The organism is Pseudomonas sp. K8 (assembly GCF_014889455.1).
Lineage (GTDB): Bacteria > Pseudomonadota > Gammaproteobacteria > Pseudomonadales > Pseudomonadaceae > Aquipseudomonas > Aquipseudomonas veronii.
This window is the reverse complement of sequence record NZ_VJWO01000044.1, coordinates 36,490-52,694: the sequence shown is the minus strand read 5'-3', so window position 1 is coordinate 52,694 and position 16,205 is coordinate 36,490. Positions and strand designations below refer to the sequence as shown.

At 58.7% G+C, this 16,205-nt stretch carries 16 protein-coding genes and 1 tRNA gene; 10 read left to right on the top strand and 7 right to left on the bottom strand.

Annotation, left to right across the window (positions count from 1 at the left end; translation table 11 throughout):
- Nucleotides 1-255: 255 nt before the first annotated feature.
- On the bottom strand, nt 256-1,503 hold the full coding sequence (locus INT12_RS23955) for a Bcr/CflA family multidrug efflux MFS transporter (RefSeq protein ID WP_193040677.1): 1,248 nt from the start codon (nt 1,501-1,503) through the stop codon (nt 256-258).
- Between the two features lie 302 nt (nt 1,504-1,805).
- Here INT12_RS23955 and INT12_RS23950 point away from each other — a divergent pair, with 302 nt between their 5' ends.
- The 8 genes from INT12_RS23950 to INT12_RS23915 all read left to right on the top strand — a co-directional run bounded on the left by INT12_RS23950 (nt 1,806) and on the right by INT12_RS23915 (nt 8,949).
- On the top strand, nt 1,806-2,795 hold the full coding sequence (locus tag INT12_RS23950) for an aldo/keto reductase (protein WP_193040678.1): 990 nt from the start codon (nt 1,806-1,808) through the stop codon (nt 2,793-2,795).
- A 10-nt stretch (nt 2,796-2,805) separates the two neighbouring features.
- On the top strand, nt 2,806-3,396 hold the full coding sequence (locus INT12_RS23945; protein ID WP_193040679.1) for a flavodoxin: 591 nt from the start codon (nt 2,806-2,808) through the stop codon (nt 3,394-3,396).
- Between the two features lie 58 nt (nt 3,397-3,454).
- Complete coding sequence (locus INT12_RS23940) at nt 3,455-4,447, top strand: aldo/keto reductase (RefSeq protein WP_193040680.1); 993 nt, start codon at nt 3,455-3,457, stop codon at nt 4,445-4,447.
- A 26-nt stretch (nt 4,448-4,473) separates the two neighbouring features.
- Nucleotides 4,474-4,953, top strand: coding sequence for a cupin domain-containing protein (locus INT12_RS23935; RefSeq protein WP_193040681.1), 480 nt, complete (start codon nt 4,474-4,476; stop codon nt 4,951-4,953).
- Nucleotides 4,950-5,741, top strand: coding sequence for a carboxymuconolactone decarboxylase family protein (locus tag INT12_RS23930; protein ID WP_169878015.1), 792 nt, complete (start codon nt 4,950-4,952; stop codon nt 5,739-5,741). The genes INT12_RS23935 and INT12_RS23930 overlap by 4 nt, the downstream gene beginning before the upstream one ends.
- Nucleotides 5,742-5,743: 2 nt before the next feature.
- A complete protein-coding gene (locus INT12_RS23925) occupies nt 5,744-6,826 on the top strand; it encodes an alpha/beta hydrolase (protein WP_169878016.1) in 1,083 nt (360 codons plus the stop codon).
- A gap of 70 nt (nt 6,827-6,896) precedes the next feature.
- The gene (locus tag INT12_RS23920) at nt 6,897-7,958 is read left to right on the top strand and encodes an alpha/beta hydrolase (protein ID WP_169878017.1); all 1,062 of its coding nucleotides are present in this window, start codon (nt 6,897-6,899) and stop codon (nt 7,956-7,958) included.
- Nucleotides 7,959-8,055: 97 nt separating this feature from the next.
- The gene (locus INT12_RS23915) at nt 8,056-8,949 is read left to right on the top strand and encodes a LysR family transcriptional regulator (protein WP_169878018.1); all 894 of its coding nucleotides are present in this window, start codon (nt 8,056-8,058) and stop codon (nt 8,947-8,949) included.
- Nucleotides 8,950-9,017: 68 nt separating this feature from the next.
- On the opposite strand, the gene INT12_RS23910 is transcribed toward INT12_RS23915, so the two are convergent.
- The 6 genes from INT12_RS23910 to INT12_RS23885 all read right to left on the bottom strand — a co-directional run bounded on the left by INT12_RS23910 (nt 9,018) and on the right by INT12_RS23885 (nt 13,711).
- Nucleotides 9,018-9,293, bottom strand: a complete 276-nt coding sequence (locus INT12_RS23910) for a hypothetical protein (RefSeq protein WP_169878019.1) — start codon at nt 9,291-9,293, stop codon at nt 9,018-9,020.
- Complete coding sequence (locus INT12_RS23905; RefSeq protein ID WP_169878020.1) at nt 9,290-10,270, bottom strand: integrase domain-containing protein; 981 nt, start codon at nt 10,268-10,270, stop codon at nt 9,290-9,292. Before INT12_RS23905 ends, INT12_RS23910 begins: the two co-directional genes overlap by 4 nt.
- A gap of 290 nt (nt 10,271-10,560) precedes the next feature.
- Nucleotides 10,561-10,836 carry a hypothetical protein gene (locus INT12_RS23900; protein WP_169878021.1) on the bottom strand — a complete coding sequence of 92 codons (276 nt, stop codon included), beginning with the start codon at nt 10,834-10,836 and terminating at the stop codon, nt 10,561-10,563.
- Nucleotides 10,837-11,182: 346 nt separating this feature from the next.
- Nucleotides 11,183-12,505 carry a tyrosine-type recombinase/integrase gene (locus tag INT12_RS23895; RefSeq protein ID WP_169878022.1) on the bottom strand — a complete coding sequence of 441 codons (1,323 nt, stop codon included), beginning with the start codon at nt 12,503-12,505 and terminating at the stop codon, nt 11,183-11,185.
- Between the two features lie 162 nt (nt 12,506-12,667).
- Nucleotides 12,668-12,743: transfer RNA gene (locus INT12_RS23890), tRNA-Asn, on the bottom strand.
- A gap of 83 nt (nt 12,744-12,826) precedes the next feature.
- The gene (locus INT12_RS23885) at nt 12,827-13,711 is read right to left on the bottom strand and encodes a LysR family transcriptional regulator (protein WP_046382593.1); all 885 of its coding nucleotides are present in this window, start codon (nt 13,709-13,711) and stop codon (nt 12,827-12,829) included.
- A gap of 101 nt (nt 13,712-13,812) precedes the next feature.
- On the opposite strand from INT12_RS23885, the gene lldD reads away from it, so the two are divergent.
- Nucleotides 13,813-14,955: an FMN-dependent L-lactate dehydrogenase LldD gene (gene lldD, locus INT12_RS23880; RefSeq protein WP_193040879.1), complete on the top strand. Its 1,143-nt coding sequence runs from the start codon at nt 13,813-13,815 to the stop codon at nt 14,953-14,955.
- A gap of 304 nt (nt 14,956-15,259) precedes the next feature.
- Nucleotides 15,260-16,186 (top strand): GGDEF domain-containing protein, encoded by a 927-nt coding sequence (locus INT12_RS23875; RefSeq protein ID WP_193040880.1) that lies wholly within the window; start codon nt 15,260-15,262, stop codon nt 16,184-16,186.
- The last annotated feature ends 19 nt before the right edge of the window (nt 16,187-16,205 follow it).

The window sequence follows — 16,205 nt, the reverse complement described above, 5'->3', positions numbered from 1 at the left end:
ACCTGGACTCGAATAGAAAAATAAGTACCTGTTTTCCAATAAAATTGTGCTGATCTCCAAAATCTTTACCCCTACTATTATCCTAATTAAGCCCGGATTTTATACAAACTCTTTGGATCCCCATGAGCACGGCAATCCGAACTGTTGAGTTGTGACAGGAAACCAATCGGCCAGAAGGACAGTTGAGATTTACCCCGATAAGAACAATTGTTCAATTTGTGCTCGGTTTCAGCATCGATGGACATGGCGATTGGGTCAGGACCTCTCTCCGCGAGCTCCCTTCGACCACAACGCCGCCACCAGGCAGCCGATGCCAGCCCCACCCATCACCAGCGCCATGCCCTTCGGCGTTCCATCCGCCAACCAGCTGACTAATGCTGCGCTGAAAATGCCGCTGCCGTAGTGCATGGCCCCGACGAGCGACGAAGCAGAACCCGCTCTGTGGGGAAAGAAGGCCAACGCGCCCGCGACGGAATTGGCGACGATAAGCCCGTTCATGGACATGTAGAAAAATATGGGGATGACCAAGCCCCAAATCCCACCCCAACCAAACAACACGCAAACACTGAGCACCACACCGAAAAAAGCCAACGTCCATGCGCCGCGATAGAAAAGCTGCTCGCTACTCATGCGGCTCAGCAATCGGCCATTGATGAAATTGGCGATCATCATGCCGACGATATTTACCCCGAACAGCCACCCGTAGGCCTGAGGTGACACCTGGTAGAAGTCGATGTAGGCGAACGGTGTTCCGACGATAAACGCGTAGGCACCGCCGTAAAAAAATCCGCCCGACAACGCGTAGCCGATCAGCCGAGGATCGCGGATTAGCTGCAGATAAGTGGCAAACGTATGCCGCAGTGGCTCACGCGTTCTGTGCTTGGGAGGGAGACTCTCTGGCAGCCTGCCGAACGAAAAGAGCGTCACCAGCCCGACGATAGCCAGTGCCCAAAAGATTGCCGGCCACGACCACAGCAACAGGATCTGGCCGCCAACCAGCGGGCCGGCAATCGGAGCTACGCCCATGATCAAAATCAGCGTCGACAGCATCTTCGCCGACTGTTCCCTGCCGTACAGGTCGCGCACCATTGCCCGCGAGAGCACCGGCCCCACACAGGCGCCCAGTGCCTGAACCACCCGCCACACCATCATTTCAGTGACTGTCGTCGACAGCGCACAGCCAACCGAGCCGATGATGAAAAGGACCATCCCAATAAGGATCGGAAACTTGCGTCCAAACCGGTCGCTGATTGGCCCCCATATCAACTGGCCAAGGCTGAACCCGATCAGGAAGGCGGAAAACGTCAGCTCAACGCCCGCTGAATCGGTATGCAACGCGCGACTAATGGCGGGCAGGGCAGGCAGATACATATCAGTAGAAATCGAGGCGAACGACATCAACGCACTCAGGTTAAGCATCAACCACACGTTGTTGGTTGTGCGCGGCACGTCCGATGGGCTGCCAGCGTTGCGTTCTGTCTCGGCAGGGCCAAGAGATGACATGGAATTCGCCTATAGCCGGTAAGTAGCTCGCCAGCGTAAGTGTTACTGAATGTTCGATTAACCCCTTAATCCCGCAAGGGGAAATGAGCACTGCTCATGAATGCCCCGGTGCATCAGCGCTTGCAGCGACGGAGCTTCGGATTGATTAGTTCTCTTCATATGTCCTTGCCGTTTTACCCGGGTAGTCCAATCGCAGGTCATCACTTAACGTCCTCCCATCGAGGTCGCAGCCGAGTGACTGAAACCCTCCCCCACCTTGGCTCAAGGGCCAGGCGGGTTTGCTTACGCCGGGAGAGAACGCAATGCAAAAGCGCTATTTGGGCAACAGTTCGTTAGAAGTCTCGGCCCTTGGCCTGGGCTGCATGGGCCTGAGCCACGGCTATGGTCCGGCCACGGACACCCAGGATGCCGTGTCCCTGATCCGCGCCGCCGTGGACCTGGGCGTTACCTTCTTTGACACCGCAGAGGTGTACGGCCCCTACTTGAACGAAGACGTGGTGGGGCAGGCCTTGGCGCCCGTGCGCGATCAAGTGGTGATCGCCACCAAGTTTGGTTTCACCTTTGGCGCGGACAACAAACAGCAGAGTCTCAACAGCCGCCCGGAGCATATTCGCGAGGCCGTTGAGGGCTCGCTGCGGCGGCTCAGGACCGATTACATCGATCTTCTTTACCAGCATCGGGTCGATCCGGATGTGCCCATCGAAGACGTTGCCGGCACCGTCAAAGCCCTGATCGCCGAAGGCAAAGTGAAGCACTTCGGCCTCTCGGAAGCAGGCGCACAGACCATCCGCCGAGCTCACGCCGTGCAACCGGTCACGGCGCTGCAAAGTGAATATTCGATGTGGTGGCGAGAGCCCGAGTTGGAGATTTTCCCAACCCTCTCCGAGCTGGGCATCGGCTTCGTACCGTTTAGCCCGTTGGGCAAAGGTTTTCTCACCGGTGCTATTTCAGCCGACGCATCGTTTGGCAGCGATGACTTTCGCAGCGTCGTTCCACGCTTTGGCCAGGAGGCGCTGCAGGCCAATCAGAACCTGGTCATCCGACTGCGCGAGATCGCCGCGCAAAAAGGGGTAACCCCTGCGCAGATCGCCCTCGCCTGGCTGCTCGCCCAGGCGCCGTGCATCGTACCGATTCCGGGGACGACCAAGCTGCATCGCCTTCAAGAAAACATCGGCAGTGCGTCGGTCAACCTTACCGAAGGGGAGCTGGAAGCCATCGCCTGCGCCTTATCGCAGATCAGCATTCAAGGTGACCGCTACCCCGAGGCGCTTAAAGCGCGTGTCGGACGCTAAGGGAGGCTGAATGAACGACCACGACTCGCTACGCCGCACGGTAGTTTTTGCGTTGGCCAGCTCGCCGTTTCTGGCGCGGGCCAGCACGGACGCCAGCGACGAGCGCTCTGCACCTTCCGGCTCTCGCACCTTGGTGGCGTACTTCTCTCGTTCCGGCAACACGCGGGTCGTGGCCGGGCTTATCCAGCGCGGCCTGGGTGCTGACCTGCACGAAATTCGCCCTGCCACCGCCTACCCTGAGGACTACCTGCAAACGGTGGAACAGGCGCGCCGGGAGCGCGATAGCGGCTTCGAGCCGGCACTGGAAAGCAGGGTCCACAACTTGGACGCGTACGACACCCTGTTTCTCGGCTTTCCCATCTGGGGTGAAACCATGCCCCCAGTGGTGCGCGCGTTTCTTTCGGCACATGACCTTGCGGGCAAGACCATCATTCCATTCAACACCCATGGCGGCTATGGCTTAGGCAACAGCCGTGCCGTGCTCGACCGTCACGCACCCAAGGCCAAGTTGCTGGTGGGGTTCGTGATGGAGGGCGAGCAAGAGCGCAAAACCATGGAGTGCGTGAACGAATGGATAAGCGACAGCAACTTCAAACGTTAAACGTGCGACGCAAGTCATCGACCCGCTGCGCCCCCCCATTTCCAACTAGGAGACACCAATGAAAACCCGCATTTTGGGCAATGGCCTGGAAGTGTCCGCACTCGGTCTTGGCTGCATGAACATGACTCAGGTCTACGGCCCGGCCGCCGACAAGCAGGACATGATCAAACTGATCCGCACCGCCCACGAACGTGGCGTGAACCTGTTCGACACCGCCGAGGCCTACGGACCGTTCAGCAATGAAGAGCTGCTCGGCGAGGCCCTGCAGCCAATCCGCGACCAGGTGGTGATCGCCACCAAATTCGGTTTCGACATCGACTTGATTTCTGGCGCCCGAGGGGCTGGCCTCAACAGTCGACCGGAGCATATCCGCGCAGTGGCTGACGCCGCGTTGAAGCGCCTGCGCACCGACCGTATCGATCTGTTCTACCAGCACCGTGTCGATCCTGCGGTGCCCATCGAAGAGGTCGCGGGCACAATCAAAGACCTGATCGCTGAAGGCAAGGTAAAACACTTTGGCCTCTCTGAAGCCGGTGTCGAGACTATCCGCCGCGCACACGCGGTGCAGCCGCTGTCTGCGGTGCAGAGCGAGTACTCGTTGTTCTGGCGTGGCCCTGAGCAAGAGCTGCTGCCCGTGCTGGAGGAGTTGGGCATCGGCTTCGTGCCGTTCAGCCCACTTGGCGCCGGTTTTCTCACCGGCAAGATCGATGAGAACACCCAGTTTGATGCATCGGACTTCCGTAACTTCGTACCGCGCTTCTCCGTAGAGGCACGCAAGGCCAACCTGGCGTTGGTCGAGGTGGTGAAAGCAGTCGCACAGCGCAAAAATGCCACGCCTGCCCAAGTGGCCTTGGCTTGGCTGCTGGCACAGAAGCCTTGGATCGTGCCAATCCCCGGCACCACGAAACAGCATCGCCTTGATGAAAACCTTGGCGCTATCGAGCTGGAATTGAGCCGCGATGAGCAGCGTGCGATCCGTGAGCAGATCTCGCAGGTCCAGGTCCTCGGCGAACGCCTGCCTGAGGCCGTACTGAAGATGACTGGGCTTTGATCCCTTCCCTGCCAGGAGTTACGGCTATGAACCCCCTGATCGCCCCACTGGTTGCCCTTTCGCTTATGGCTGGCGAAGCCACAGCCGAGGACACCAAGGAAGTTCGCGTCACCCGTGTTGGCACTCAGCCTTCCGTTCAAGGCCCTGCTGACAACTTCACCGGCACCGTGCGGGTTGATGGCCTATTCAAGGGCGATGCTCCCGCACGCATTGGCGGCGGTACAGTGACCTTCGAGCCTGGAGCACGCACGGCTTGGCATACCCATCCGCTGGGTCAAACGCTCATCGTCACCGTTGGCGTGGGCTATGTGCAGCAGGCAGGCGGCCCCCGCCAGGAAATTCGCCCAGGCGACACCGTATGGATTCCGGCCAACGTGCGTCACTGGCATGGGGCTACCGCTACCACAGCTATGACCCATATCGCGTTGGCAGAATCCCTGGATGGCAGCGCCGTGACCTGGGGCGACAAGGTCTCCGATGCCGAGTACGGAGGCGCGCCAAAATGACTGCATCGATCTTGCGTGCCCTGACATATCGCGAAACCCGCTCCATTGCCGCTTTCCTGGCATTGTGCCTTGGCTTGGGGGACGTTCCCGGCGTTGTCGCCCAAGAAAGCGTGGCACCGTCTACCCCAGCCAATACAGCACCGCCCTCCGAAGCATTGTCGAGCAGACAACAGGCCATTCCATTGATCGCTGCGTTTATGGCATCCAGCGACATTCCCCGCCTCAACCAGGCGTTGAATCAAGGATTGGATGCGGGCCTGACCATCAGTGAGGCCAAGGAAATTCTGGTGCAGCTCTATGCGTACGCGGGCTTCCCACGCAGCCTGAATGCGCTGGGCGAACTGATGAAGGTCGTTGATGCGCGCAAAGCGCGAGGTATTCAGGATGTAACAGGACGCGAACCCAGTCGGCCCGCCCCAACGGGCCAGGAATTGGTTGAGGTCGGTACTGTTAACCAGACCCGCATATCCGGTGGAGCGGTGAAAAGTCCGGTGTTCGACTTTGCGCCGGTCATCAACCAGTACCTGCAGGCCCATCTGTTCGGCGACATCTTCGAGCGTGACAACCTGGACTGGCAAAGCCGTGAACTGGCCACCGTCGGCGCTTTGGCTGCAACGCCGGGTGCCGAGCCACAGCTGCGCTCCCATATGCTGGCGAGCATGCGGGTCGGCCTGAGTGCTGGCCAACTGCGCCAGGTGACCGAAATACTCGCCAAACACGCAGACGAAGCAGTCGCCACGCGTGCGAGTGCGGCGCTGACTCAAGCCCTTGCGGCGTCGGGTAGTTGAACATGAAGAGCACAAGGAACGTTCTGACCCTCGCTATCACGTGCCTACTTGCCGCCTGTGCGGCGCCTATCAGCAGCCCTGGCAACACCGCCGCGCCGTTGCAGATTCAGGAGCAAGGCAGCTTCGCCGCCGGCGGCACCCTGATCACTGCACCGGGTACGTTCGACCCGCGCAAACCCATGGCGCCCGATGGCCAGACCTACCATGGCGATCACGCCTATGTGTTTTACCAATTGCCGGTCAACGCGCGAAAACTGCCGATCGTCATGTGGCACGGTGCCGGCCAGTTTTCCAAAACCTGGGAAACCACAGCCGATGGCCGCGAAGGCTTCCAGAACATTTTTCTGCGCCGTCAGTTTAGCGTGTACCTGATCGACCAACCCCGCCGCGGTAACGCCGGTCGCAGCATGGTAGAGGCAACGCTCAAGCCCACGCCGGACGAACAGCTGTGGTTTAACCAGTTCCGCATCGGTTTGTGGCCCAACTACTTTGATGGCGTGCAGGTCGCGCGCGATGAGCAAACACGCGACCAGTTCTTTCGCGCCATGACCCCCAACACAGGTCCGTTCGATATGGACGTGGTTTCCGATGGAGTATCCGCTGCGTTCAACCGGATCGGCCCCGGCATTTTATTCACTCACTCCCAGGGCGGCGGCCCCGGCTGGCTCACCGCGATCAAGAACGACAAGGTGAAAGCCATCGTCGCGTTCGAGCCGGGTAGCAGCTTTGTCTTTCCTTCAGGAGAGGTTCCGGCACCGATACCCAGCGCTTTCGACACGGTGCAAGGCGCTGAGGTGCCGATGAGCCAGTTCATGGCATTGACGCGGATTCCGATCCTGATCCTCTACGGTGACAACATTCCTGATCACGCCATCGACCTACCGGCCCAAGACAGCTGGCGGGCCCGACTCGCGATGGCGCGGCTGTGGCGCGACAGCGTTAACAAACATGGCGGTGACGTGAAGCTAATTCATCTTCCGGAAATTGGCATCAAGGGCAACACGCACTTTCCTATGTCAGACCTGAACAACATTCAGATCGCGGACTTGGTGGCCAAGTTCCTTGCCGAGAAACATCTGAATTGATCTGGAATGCAGGCCTGCCGAATCAGAAAAAAACCTGCTACTTCACACTTTAATCGTTTGGAGAAATCGTATGAGAAACACTGTTCTCAAAGCCACTTTTATGGCCGCGATGATCGGCATTTCGGCCGGCAAGAGCATGGCGGCTGACTACAAGAAGAACCCGTTCACGCTGGTCTATGACGGTGCGATTACCAAGAATGAGCCGGGCAAGGTCAACATCCATCCGGTGACCTACAAGCTCAACGGCCTGGACATCGTCGCCAACGTTTACACCCCGGCCAGCTACGACCCGAAAAAGGCCTACCCCACCGTTGTGGTGGCGCACCCTAACGGCGGTGTGAAAGAGCAAGTCGCGGGGCTGTACGCGCAGCGCCTGGCCGAACAGGGCTACATCACTATTACCGCCGATGCGGCCTATCAAGGTGGCAGCGGCGGCCAACCGCGCAGCGTCGACAAACCAGCCAACCGTATCGAAGATATCCACGGCATGGCGGACTTCATTACCCAGTACGCCGGAGTTGATGCTCAGCGTCTGGGCCTGCTCGGCATCTGCGGCGGGGGCGGTTACTCCCTGGCCGCTGCCGAGACCGACAAGCGCTTCAAATCGATTGCCACAATCAGCATGTTCAACTCAGGCCGTGTGCGCCGTAACGGCTACGTCGACTCCCAACTGGACACCATACAGGATCGCCTCAAGCAAGCGTCTGAGGCACGCGCCCTGGAAGCTGCCGGTGGCGAGGTTCGTTACTCGGGCGATGCCAACCTGACCGATGAGCAGATTGCCAAATTGCCGTTTGATCTCTACCGCCAAGGTTACGAGTACTACTGGAAAACCCACGCGCACCCGAACTCGACCTTCAAGTACACCACCAGCAGCTTGCTCGACCTGATGCGCTTCGACGCTACCAACCAAATCGAACTGATTGGCCAGCCATTGTTGATGATCGCCGGCACCAAGGCCGATAGCCTGTACATGACTGAGGATGCATTCGCCAAAGCCACTGGCACCAAGGACAAAGAGTTCTTCAAGATTGAAGGCGCAACCCATATCGAAACCTACTGGGTACCCAAATACGTCGACGCCGCACTGAGCAAACTCACGCCGTTTTACGCAAGAACCCTCGCGAAGTAATCATTGATACATGTTGAGAGGATTGCAACTGTCTCGAAGCACTCGAGACATGGTTAGATAGGACAATTCAGCGCACCTTTATGAAGGGTCCTCATCAATGTCCCGCGCCAATCTCAACGATCTGCAAGCCTTCGTGATCATCGCTCGCGAAGGCAGCTTTACCCGCGCTGCTGCTCAGCTAGGCGTTTCGCAATCTGCAATTAGCCACACCATGCGCGCCCTTGAATCGCGCCTTGGTGTGCGCCTGCTGACTCGGACAACGCGCAGTGTATCGCCCACTGAAGCGGGTTTGCGCTTGTACAAGTCCATGGCTCCACGGTTCGAAGAGATCGAATTGGAATTGGCGGCAGTCAGCGAGTTTCGCGATACCCCGTCGGGCACCGTACGCATTTCAGCGTCCGAACATGCAGCCAACAACATTCTCTGGCCAAAGCTGTTGAAGGTGCTTCCTGGCTATCCGGATATCCACGTGGAAATCACCGTGGACTACGCCCTCTCCGACATCGTCGCCCAGCGCTACGATGCTGGCGTACGACTGGGCGACCAAGTGGCAAAGGATATGATCGCCGTACCTATCGGCCCTCGGCTGCACATGGCGGTAGTGGCATCACCCGAATACTTCCGCAAGTACACCCCACCTGAAGCCCCTGCAGATTTAGCGGCACACAACTGCATCAACCTGCGCTTGCCAACCCACGGTAGCCTGCTGCAATGGGACTTTGAAAAGGGCGGCCACGAGCTCAAAGCACGTGTCGAAGGTCAATGGACATTCAATAGCAGCGTGCCGATTTTGCGCGCGGCGGTAGCTGGCTGTGGTTTGGCTTTTTTGCCGGAAGACATGGTAGCGAAGGAAATTGCCGAGGGAGCGTTGGTTCGGGTGATGGAGGATTGGTGTCAGCCATTTCCTGGCTACCATCTCTACTACCCCAACCGGCGTGAGCAGTCGTCAGCGTTCGGCGTCGTGGTTGATGCGCTGCGGCATGAACGCTGAGTTTTCCATTCGTATAGCGATCGGCGGCAGATCGAAAATGTCTGCTTTTGGTGATTTATGACCTTCGCCTAGCGGTTGAACTGCCAGGATTTTCCTAGGCGATAAGTGAGTAATTGCATGGTCAGCAAATAGTAATAGAGCGTCGATTCAGTGCGCTGGTTTAGGTGGTGAGTCAAAAACCACGCAAGGTGTTTTCTCTGCCAAGTCCATGGATTGTCGCGTTGCCAGCGCTCAGCGACTGCTGTTTGGATAGTCTTCGCCTGACGCAGGTGGCGTTGGCGTGTGGTATGTGACCCAGTCAAGACGCTCGCCAGGAAGAGTTCCATATCGAATGCCGTGCTCATGCTCGACCACCAATATACGCCGATACCACGCCGATGCGGCCGTGCCCCAGCTCATAGCTGATTTGTAAACGTGCCTCTCGATCAAGGCGCGGATCGAGGTGCCTGCACCTGCCACCGTTGATGGGCGCTAGGTAATGGGTGATCTGCTCATAGCGTTCGCACGCATAGGCCGCCCGTAATTCGTGGAAGCCATTGAGGTTGTGCTGATGGAGGATGTCCCGGGCAGGGCGGACGATTTCCCGTTGAAAATCGAGGTAGCTCTCGTTTTGTGCAAGCAGGTTGTGGCTACCGCCAGGCGAGACCTGTTCGGCAAATCTCAGCGCATCACGAATATGATCATCTACTGTGATCCAGCGGGGTGCCGACGCACCTGAACGGCCACCCTTAGTGCCATTCTGGATGTTGATTTTTCCGTATTGTTCGGCCTCACGTTTGAGGCGCGGAAGGTCGGCCAAGATGGTCTCGCGCAAGCGCATACCGGTTGCTCGCGCCAACTGAGCGATGGCCGCGGCGCGCGGCATTTGGTGTTCGCAGAGCACGTCGACGATCCGCTTCACGTGTTCGCGGTCTTGGCCTTGCGGCACCGAACGACGAACACTGGTGCGCCGCATTCCCAGGGCCTTGCTCGGACTCGGCACCTTCACATACTGATCACCGCGAAGCGCGGCCATGGTTCGGTTCACGCTGGACAACCGATTTTGCGCGGTGGCGATGCAGATAGCCCCTTGTTCAACTTGCTGCCGCAGATGTCCGGCGTAGTTTAGCAAGGTCTGCCGATCAATTTTTCGCGCATCGTTAAACCCGGGACCATCCTCCGACCGACACCAGCGTACAAACGCCTGCCACCGATCACTGTGCGCTTTGACCGTGCCATAATGACCGCCGCCAAAAAGATCACGCAGTGCCTGCGGCCCGGCATAGCTCAGCTGCCGGCCATAGCCGAAATTGCGCCCATCCCGTCTACCGACCAATGCCATGATCAAACTCCTCTCGAAGCCAAACCCTTAAAACCTTCCCCACGTCATCCCGCCACGGAAGTTGAGTGTTATCAGGGATCAAGGCCCCTGCGACCTGTGAGGGTTGTCCACTAACGCGGGACTGGCGGCTCCTTACGACCGGGAGCATGGGCATCTCATGATCTGGCCTCCTGAGCACTTCCGAAGAAGTGGGCGGGTGGAGGCTGCACTGACTGACGAGACCAAGCGCCGCGAGATCCTGAGTCGGGTGAAGGCAGTGATGCGATGACCGGGGCATGCCTGACTGTCAGTCAGGTGCAGTCCATTCCGTGGGCTGCGGCACCATCATCTGCATCGCTGTTGCTGGTGACTTCGGTGTTTGTCACGCCGATTGTCACGAGGGGGAATGCCGCAAAGCCTTGTACGAGTTGGGCTGCAGCAGCGGTAGGAGCGTTCGTCTCTTCCAGGAAGTAAGAGACGAACGCAGGTTGGCGCAGTGAAATGGCCAAGCGGATAGGTTGCTGCAGGGCAGGAATGTAGAGGTATGAGTTGCCGCAGTGGGCACTCTGGTAGAAGTAGGCATCCATCACATCGCTGTGACTGTGCGAGCCGCCGGACGCTAATCGCACTTGGGGGAGAACCACCACTGAGTGGCGTAGCCTCAAAGGTTCTGGCTACCTGGGTTGCTGTCAACGACAGCACTTGTACGATCTTTTCTACGCCCACGGATAGACAGGGTCAAGGCTCGATTTTCCGAGAACTCTGCGGCTGAAAATGGCATTAGCCGTCTATGGAAGTTCGTGGTTTCCAAAAGACGATTGCGGGAGTTTTAAGATTTTTTAAGTGAGGTCCATCCAAAGAGGGCGGCTTTGCAGCCCTCTTTGGATGGACCTGCGTGGACAAGCGGATCACCGAGATATGAAGACCGATCGCTTACTCGGTTGCGCCATGTTTTGCTTTTAGTCGAGTGACGTTCACACCCGTCTGATTGGCGAATTCGCGTGGGCTGACATGCTCCTGCTGATTAGCCTCAAGGTAGCGACTCCACCAGTTCATGATCAGCCTGCGCTCCTCGATGAACTCGGCCTTGTGGATGTAGGCCGCTCGGACGTTGTTGCGCTCCTTGTGGCTCATCTGCCGCTCGATGGCTGTATCCGTCCACAAACCCGACTCGATCAGTGCGCTGCAGGCCATCGAACGAAAGCCATGGCCGCAGATCTCAGTTTTGGTGTCGTAACCCATCTTCCGAAGCGCGCTGTTCACAGTGTTTTCGGACATCGGTTTCCAAGACTTGGTATCGCCTGCGAACACCAAGTCAAATTTGCCTGTGATTGCGTGGATCTGCTCGAGTAGGGCGACCGCTTGCGGTGATAAGGGTACAAGGTGGATGTCCCCGGCCATCTTCGTACCCCTTGTGGAAAAGGGTACGCCTTCCAACGCTGGTCGCGTGTCGGGTATTTCCCAGACGCCACGCTTGAGGTCGAACTCGCTCCAGCGGGCGAAGCGCAGCTCGCTGGAGCGTACAAACACGTGCAGCGAGAGTAAGACCGTCAGCCGGGTAAGTGCGCGGCCTTTATAGGTGTCGATCCGTTCCTGCAATTCAGGCAAGCGCGATAAGGATAAAGCGGGGCGGTGGACGACTCGCGAGGCTTTGATCGAGCCTACGAGGTCATACGCAGGGTTCACGGTGATAAGCCGGAGGCGCTTTGCTTCGCGCATGATGCTCTGCAGGTAGTTTTGTACCCTTAAAGCAATGTCTATCGTTCCGCGCTTCTTGATCGCTTCCAAGGGCTGCATAAGGTCGTGGGTGTCTAGGTCGACAATGGCGCGGGCGCCGATTAGCGGGAAGAGATGGGTTTTGAGGCGGCTCATCACTGTCTTGGAATAGTCTGGTGCCCACTTGGCTGACATTTCCGTGTGCCAGCCGAGGGCAACGCTTTCAAAGGTGCGGCCTTTGATCAGGGCTTGCGTCTTGGCTTGGTTCTTGGCTCCTATGGGATCAATGCCATCCGCCAGCATTCGCTTGACCTCCAAGCGCTTGCGGCGCGCATCTGCGAGGCTAACGATGGGATAGTTGCCGAATGAGGTCAGTCCTTCCCGGCCATCAGGTTTAACGTATCTGAGACGCCAGCCTTTGCGGCCATTGGGTTGGACGAGAAGGTAAAGGCCGTCGCCGTCGAAAAGCTTGTAGGCGCGGTCTGTGGGCTTGGCCGAACGGCAAGCGGAATCGGAGAGTGGAGCAGTGGTGCGCGACATAAGGGTACTCCCTATTATCGAACTGACCTTTATCCCAAACTCTACCCTTAAAACGGCTGGTACCCACCGGAATCCGACGGAACGCCAAAACGAAAAAACCCGCCAGAGGGCGGGTTTTTCGGGTGGTTCAGAGATTTTGAAAGCCTTCTCTGGAACCTTGTCTGGCTCCACGACCTGGACTCGAACCAGGGACCCAATGATTAACAGTCATTTGCTCTACCAACTGAGCTATCGCGGAATTCACCGTATGTTACTGATTAAAAAGGACAAGTCAAGCACTACCTGGCATTGCCGAACGCAATCGGATAACCCGTTCGGCTTTTACCCTGCGTGGGCCATTTCCTTGGCCAGGTCCAGCCAGGCGCGCGCTGCAGGTGGCAGGTGAGCGCTGGCGCGCCAGGCCAGGGCGATGTGCCAGTCGGTGTGGGGTTCGTCCAAGGGGATCAGGGCGATGCCGGCGTGCTGGTGCTTGTGCGCGAGCATGCGTGGCAGGAAGGCGACGCCCAGCCCTGCCGCCACCAGGTCGACGATGAAGTCGATCTGCCCACTACGGGCGGTGACGCGGGGCGTCACGCCCTTGCGTTCGCAGGCGGCGAGGATTAATGCGTTCAGGGCAAAACCGGCTTCGAACAGAATGAACGGTGAATCCGCGAGGTCGGTGAAGTCGATGCGCTTGCGCCGCGCGAGCGCATGGCTCATGGGCAGCACGGCCATCAGCGGCTCATTGCGCACGGGCTGGTAGTCGAAGCCATCGTCTACCGGCAGCAACAGGGCCGCCAGGTCGACCTCCCCGGCTTCCAGACATTCATGCAGTTTTTTGCTGCCGTGCTCGGTGAGTTCGATATCGATGTCCGGGTAGCGGTTGCGGTAGGTGGCGAACATAGACGCGAACAACACGCCGCATCCCACCGGCGGCAGGCCGATGCGCAGCACGCCGCGCTTGAGGTCGCGCAGGTCGTTGATCTCGGCGACCAGATCGCTGCGTTCGGCGAGCAGCACCAGGGCGCGGCGGTAGGCAATTTCGCCTGCGGCGGTAAGTTCGTTCTTATGCCCAAGACGATTAAGCAGCGGCGCGCCCAGTTCTTCTTCCAGGGTCTTGACGGCCTTGCTCACCGTGGACTGGGTCAGCGACACCACCTGCGCCGCCTGGGAAAACCCGCCCTGGCGCACCACCTCGACGAAGACACGCAGTGTTCTCAGGTTCATCGGTATTCCTTTTGCGACTGGGCATTAGCGATAAAAGTTGTTTTTATCATGCCAGAAGTTTGCTTACCGTAACCCCCCTTTGCCCTGTGGAGTCACTGCTCATGATCATTTCGTCGGCATCCGATTACCGTGCCGCCGCCAAGCGCAAGCTGCCGCGCTTCCTGTTCGACTACATCGACGGTGGCGCCTACGCCGAACACACGATGCGTGCCAACAGTTCGGACCTGGCCGAGATCAGCCTGCGCCAACGCATTCTGCGCAACGTGGATAGCCTGAGTTTGAAGACCACGCTGTTCAGTCAGGAACATGCCATGCCGATCATCCTCAGCCCCGTTGGCTTGACCGGTATGTACGCACGGCGCGGCGAGGTGCAGGCGGCCAAGGCGGCGGCCAACAAGGGGATTCCCTTCTGTCTGTCGACGGTGTCGGTGTGTTCGATCGAGGAAGTGGCGTCGCAAAGCGCGCAGTCGATCTGGTTCCAGCTCTATGTGCTCAAGGACCGCGGCTTTATGCGTAACGCGCTGGAACGGGCGCAGGCCGCCGGGGTGACGACGCTGGTGTTCACCGTCGATATGCCGACGCCGGGCGCGCGTTACCGCGACGCACACTCGGGCATGTCCGGGCCGTATGCCTCGGCGCGCCGGATGCTGCAAGCCGTCACCAAGCCACAATGGGCCTGGGATGTCGGCGTGCTGGGCCGCCCGCACGACCTGGGCAATATCTCCAAGTACCTGGGCAAGCCCACCACCCTCGAAGATTACGTCGGTTGGCTGGCCAACAACTTCGACCCGTCGATCAGTTGGAAAGACTTGGAGTGGATACGCGAGTTCTGGAAAGGCCCGATGATCATCAAGGGCATCCTCGACCCGCAGGACGCCAAGGACGCAGTGAGCTTCGGCGCCGATGGTATCGTGGTCTCCAACCATGGCGGCCGCCAGTTGGACGGCGTGCTCTCCACCGCCAAGGCACTGCCGCCCATTGCCCAGGCAGTCGGCGATGACCTGACGGTGCTGGTGGACTCCGGCATCCGCTCCGGGCTCGACGTGGTACGCATGCTCGCCCTGGGCGCCAAGGCATGCCTGTTGGGACGTTCGACCGCCTATGCGTTGGCCGCCGATGGCCAGCACGGGGTGGAAAACCTGTTGGATATCTTCGCCAAGGAAATGCGTGTGGCCATGACGCTGACCGGCGTGACGTCGATCGAGCAGATCGACGCCACCACGCTGGTTCAGTACGGCGGGTAAAACCGCCGTCACCTGCCAAATAACTGACATCCTTTCGCCATGGCTGTTTTTTACCCCATAAACAGCCTTTGATTTATAAGGATTTTATTCAAAATAAAACAAAGTGGCATGAATCTCGCTCTAGCCCTTTCAAGCAGGTTAAGCGATGACAAGACGTGTGGCAGTACCCAAGGGTTATAACCCCTGGCAAAGCGGTTTAAACTGTTTCCAATGTTTTACGGAACTGAAGGAACAGTAAGACGCTTGGCACTCGCCACTCTCATCGAGCCTGTAAGACAGCTAAGTGCTTAGAGGCCGACTGCTTATGAAAAACCCGCCCCAGCTCCACGCAATTGACTTCGACAGTGCCAAATTGCAACGCCTGGGCTTTAGTCAGTCATCCCCTCTCTCGCACCGCCCCACCACGGTTGCTCAACTGCGCCAACAACTGGGCCTGCAACTGCAGACCAGCCTGGAACCGCAACGCATCCTCGGTCTGTTCTTTCGCGAGATCCAGCGCCTGGTGCCCCTGGACGCTCTGCACTACAGCCATCAGGCCAGTGACCTGCGCCTGGAATTCGGCCATCGCGGCCATCATTCGGTGAGCTACGCCTTGAGCCATGAAGGCGAACATCTGGGCGAGCTGGTATTCCGTCGCAACCAACGCTTGATGGAAGAAGAACTGAGTCAACTCGAATCGCTGCTGGCCACCCTGCTCTACCCGATGCGTAACGCCCTGCTCTATCGCGCCGCGACCCGCAGCGCCCTGCGTGACCCGTTGACCGAAACCGGCAACCGCATCGCCATGGACCAGACCCTGCAGCGGGAAATCGACATGGCGCGGCGACACTCGACCCCGTTGTCCCTGCTGATGCTCGACATCGATCACTTCAAACGCATCAACGACACTCACGGCCACGCGGCCGGCGACAAGGTACTGCGCGCCGTGGCTGCGTCGATCAAGGGCCAGTTGCGCAATGTGGACATGGTGTTCCGCTTTGGCGGGGAAGAGTTCCTGATCCTGCTCTCCAACACCGGCCGGGATGCGGCGGCGGTCGTCGGCGAGCGCCTGCGCCAGGCGGCACAGGCCCAGGAATATTGGGCGGATGACATACGCATCGATCTGACGGTGAGCCTGGGCTGCTCGACGTTGTTGCCTGCCGAGTCTGCCGAAAGCCTGTTGCGTCGGGCCGACAGCGCCTTGTATGTGGCCAAGCGCGAAGGTCGCAACCGCTTGGCAATGGCGGGGTAAACCCCCGCCACGCGTTTCA

Bases quoted from the DNA above. Each gene is read 5' to 3' on its own strand.
- INT12_RS23955 (WP_193040677.1), bottom strand. From the start codon at position 1,503: ATGTCATCTCTTGGCCCTGCCGAGACAGAACGCAACGCTGGCAGCCCA.
- INT12_RS23950 (WP_193040678.1), top strand. From the start codon at position 1,806: ATGCAAAAGCGCTATTTGGGCAACAGTTCGTTAGAAGTCTCGGCCCTT.
- INT12_RS23945 (WP_193040679.1), top strand. From the start codon at position 2,806: ATGAACGACCACGACTCGCTACGCCGCACGGTAGTTTTTGCGTTGGCC.
- INT12_RS23940 (WP_193040680.1), top strand. From the start codon at position 3,455: ATGAAAACCCGCATTTTGGGCAATGGCCTGGAAGTGTCCGCACTCGGT.
- INT12_RS23935 (WP_193040681.1), top strand. From the start codon at position 4,474: ATGAACCCCCTGATCGCCCCACTGGTTGCCCTTTCGCTTATGGCTGGC.
- INT12_RS23930 (WP_169878015.1), top strand. From the start codon at position 4,950: ATGACTGCATCGATCTTGCGTGCCCTGACATATCGCGAAACCCGCTCC.
- INT12_RS23925 (WP_169878016.1), top strand. From the start codon at position 5,744: ATGAAGAGCACAAGGAACGTTCTGACCCTCGCTATCACGTGCCTACTT.
- INT12_RS23920 (WP_169878017.1), top strand. From the start codon at position 6,897: ATGAGAAACACTGTTCTCAAAGCCACTTTTATGGCCGCGATGATCGGC.
- INT12_RS23915 (WP_169878018.1), top strand. From the start codon at position 8,056: ATGTCCCGCGCCAATCTCAACGATCTGCAAGCCTTCGTGATCATCGCT.
- INT12_RS23910 (WP_169878019.1), bottom strand. From the start codon at position 9,293: ATGAGCACGGCATTCGATATGGAACTCTTCCTGGCGAGCGTCTTGACT.
- INT12_RS23905 (WP_169878020.1), bottom strand. From the start codon at position 10,270: ATGGCATTGGTCGGTAGACGGGATGGGCGCAATTTCGGCTATGGCCGG.
- INT12_RS23900 (WP_169878021.1), bottom strand. From the start codon at position 10,836: ATGGATGCCTACTTCTACCAGAGTGCCCACTGCGGCAACTCATACCTC.
- INT12_RS23895 (WP_169878022.1), bottom strand. From the start codon at position 12,505: ATGTCGCGCACCACTGCTCCACTCTCCGATTCCGCTTGCCGTTCGGCC.
- INT12_RS23885 (WP_046382593.1), bottom strand. From the start codon at position 13,711: ATGAACCTGAGAACACTGCGTGTCTTCGTCGAGGTGGTGCGCCAGGGC.
- lldD (WP_193040879.1), top strand. From the start codon at position 13,813: ATGATCATTTCGTCGGCATCCGATTACCGTGCCGCCGCCAAGCGCAAG.
- INT12_RS23875 (WP_193040880.1), top strand. From the start codon at position 15,260: ATGAAAAACCCGCCCCAGCTCCACGCAATTGACTTCGACAGTGCCAAA.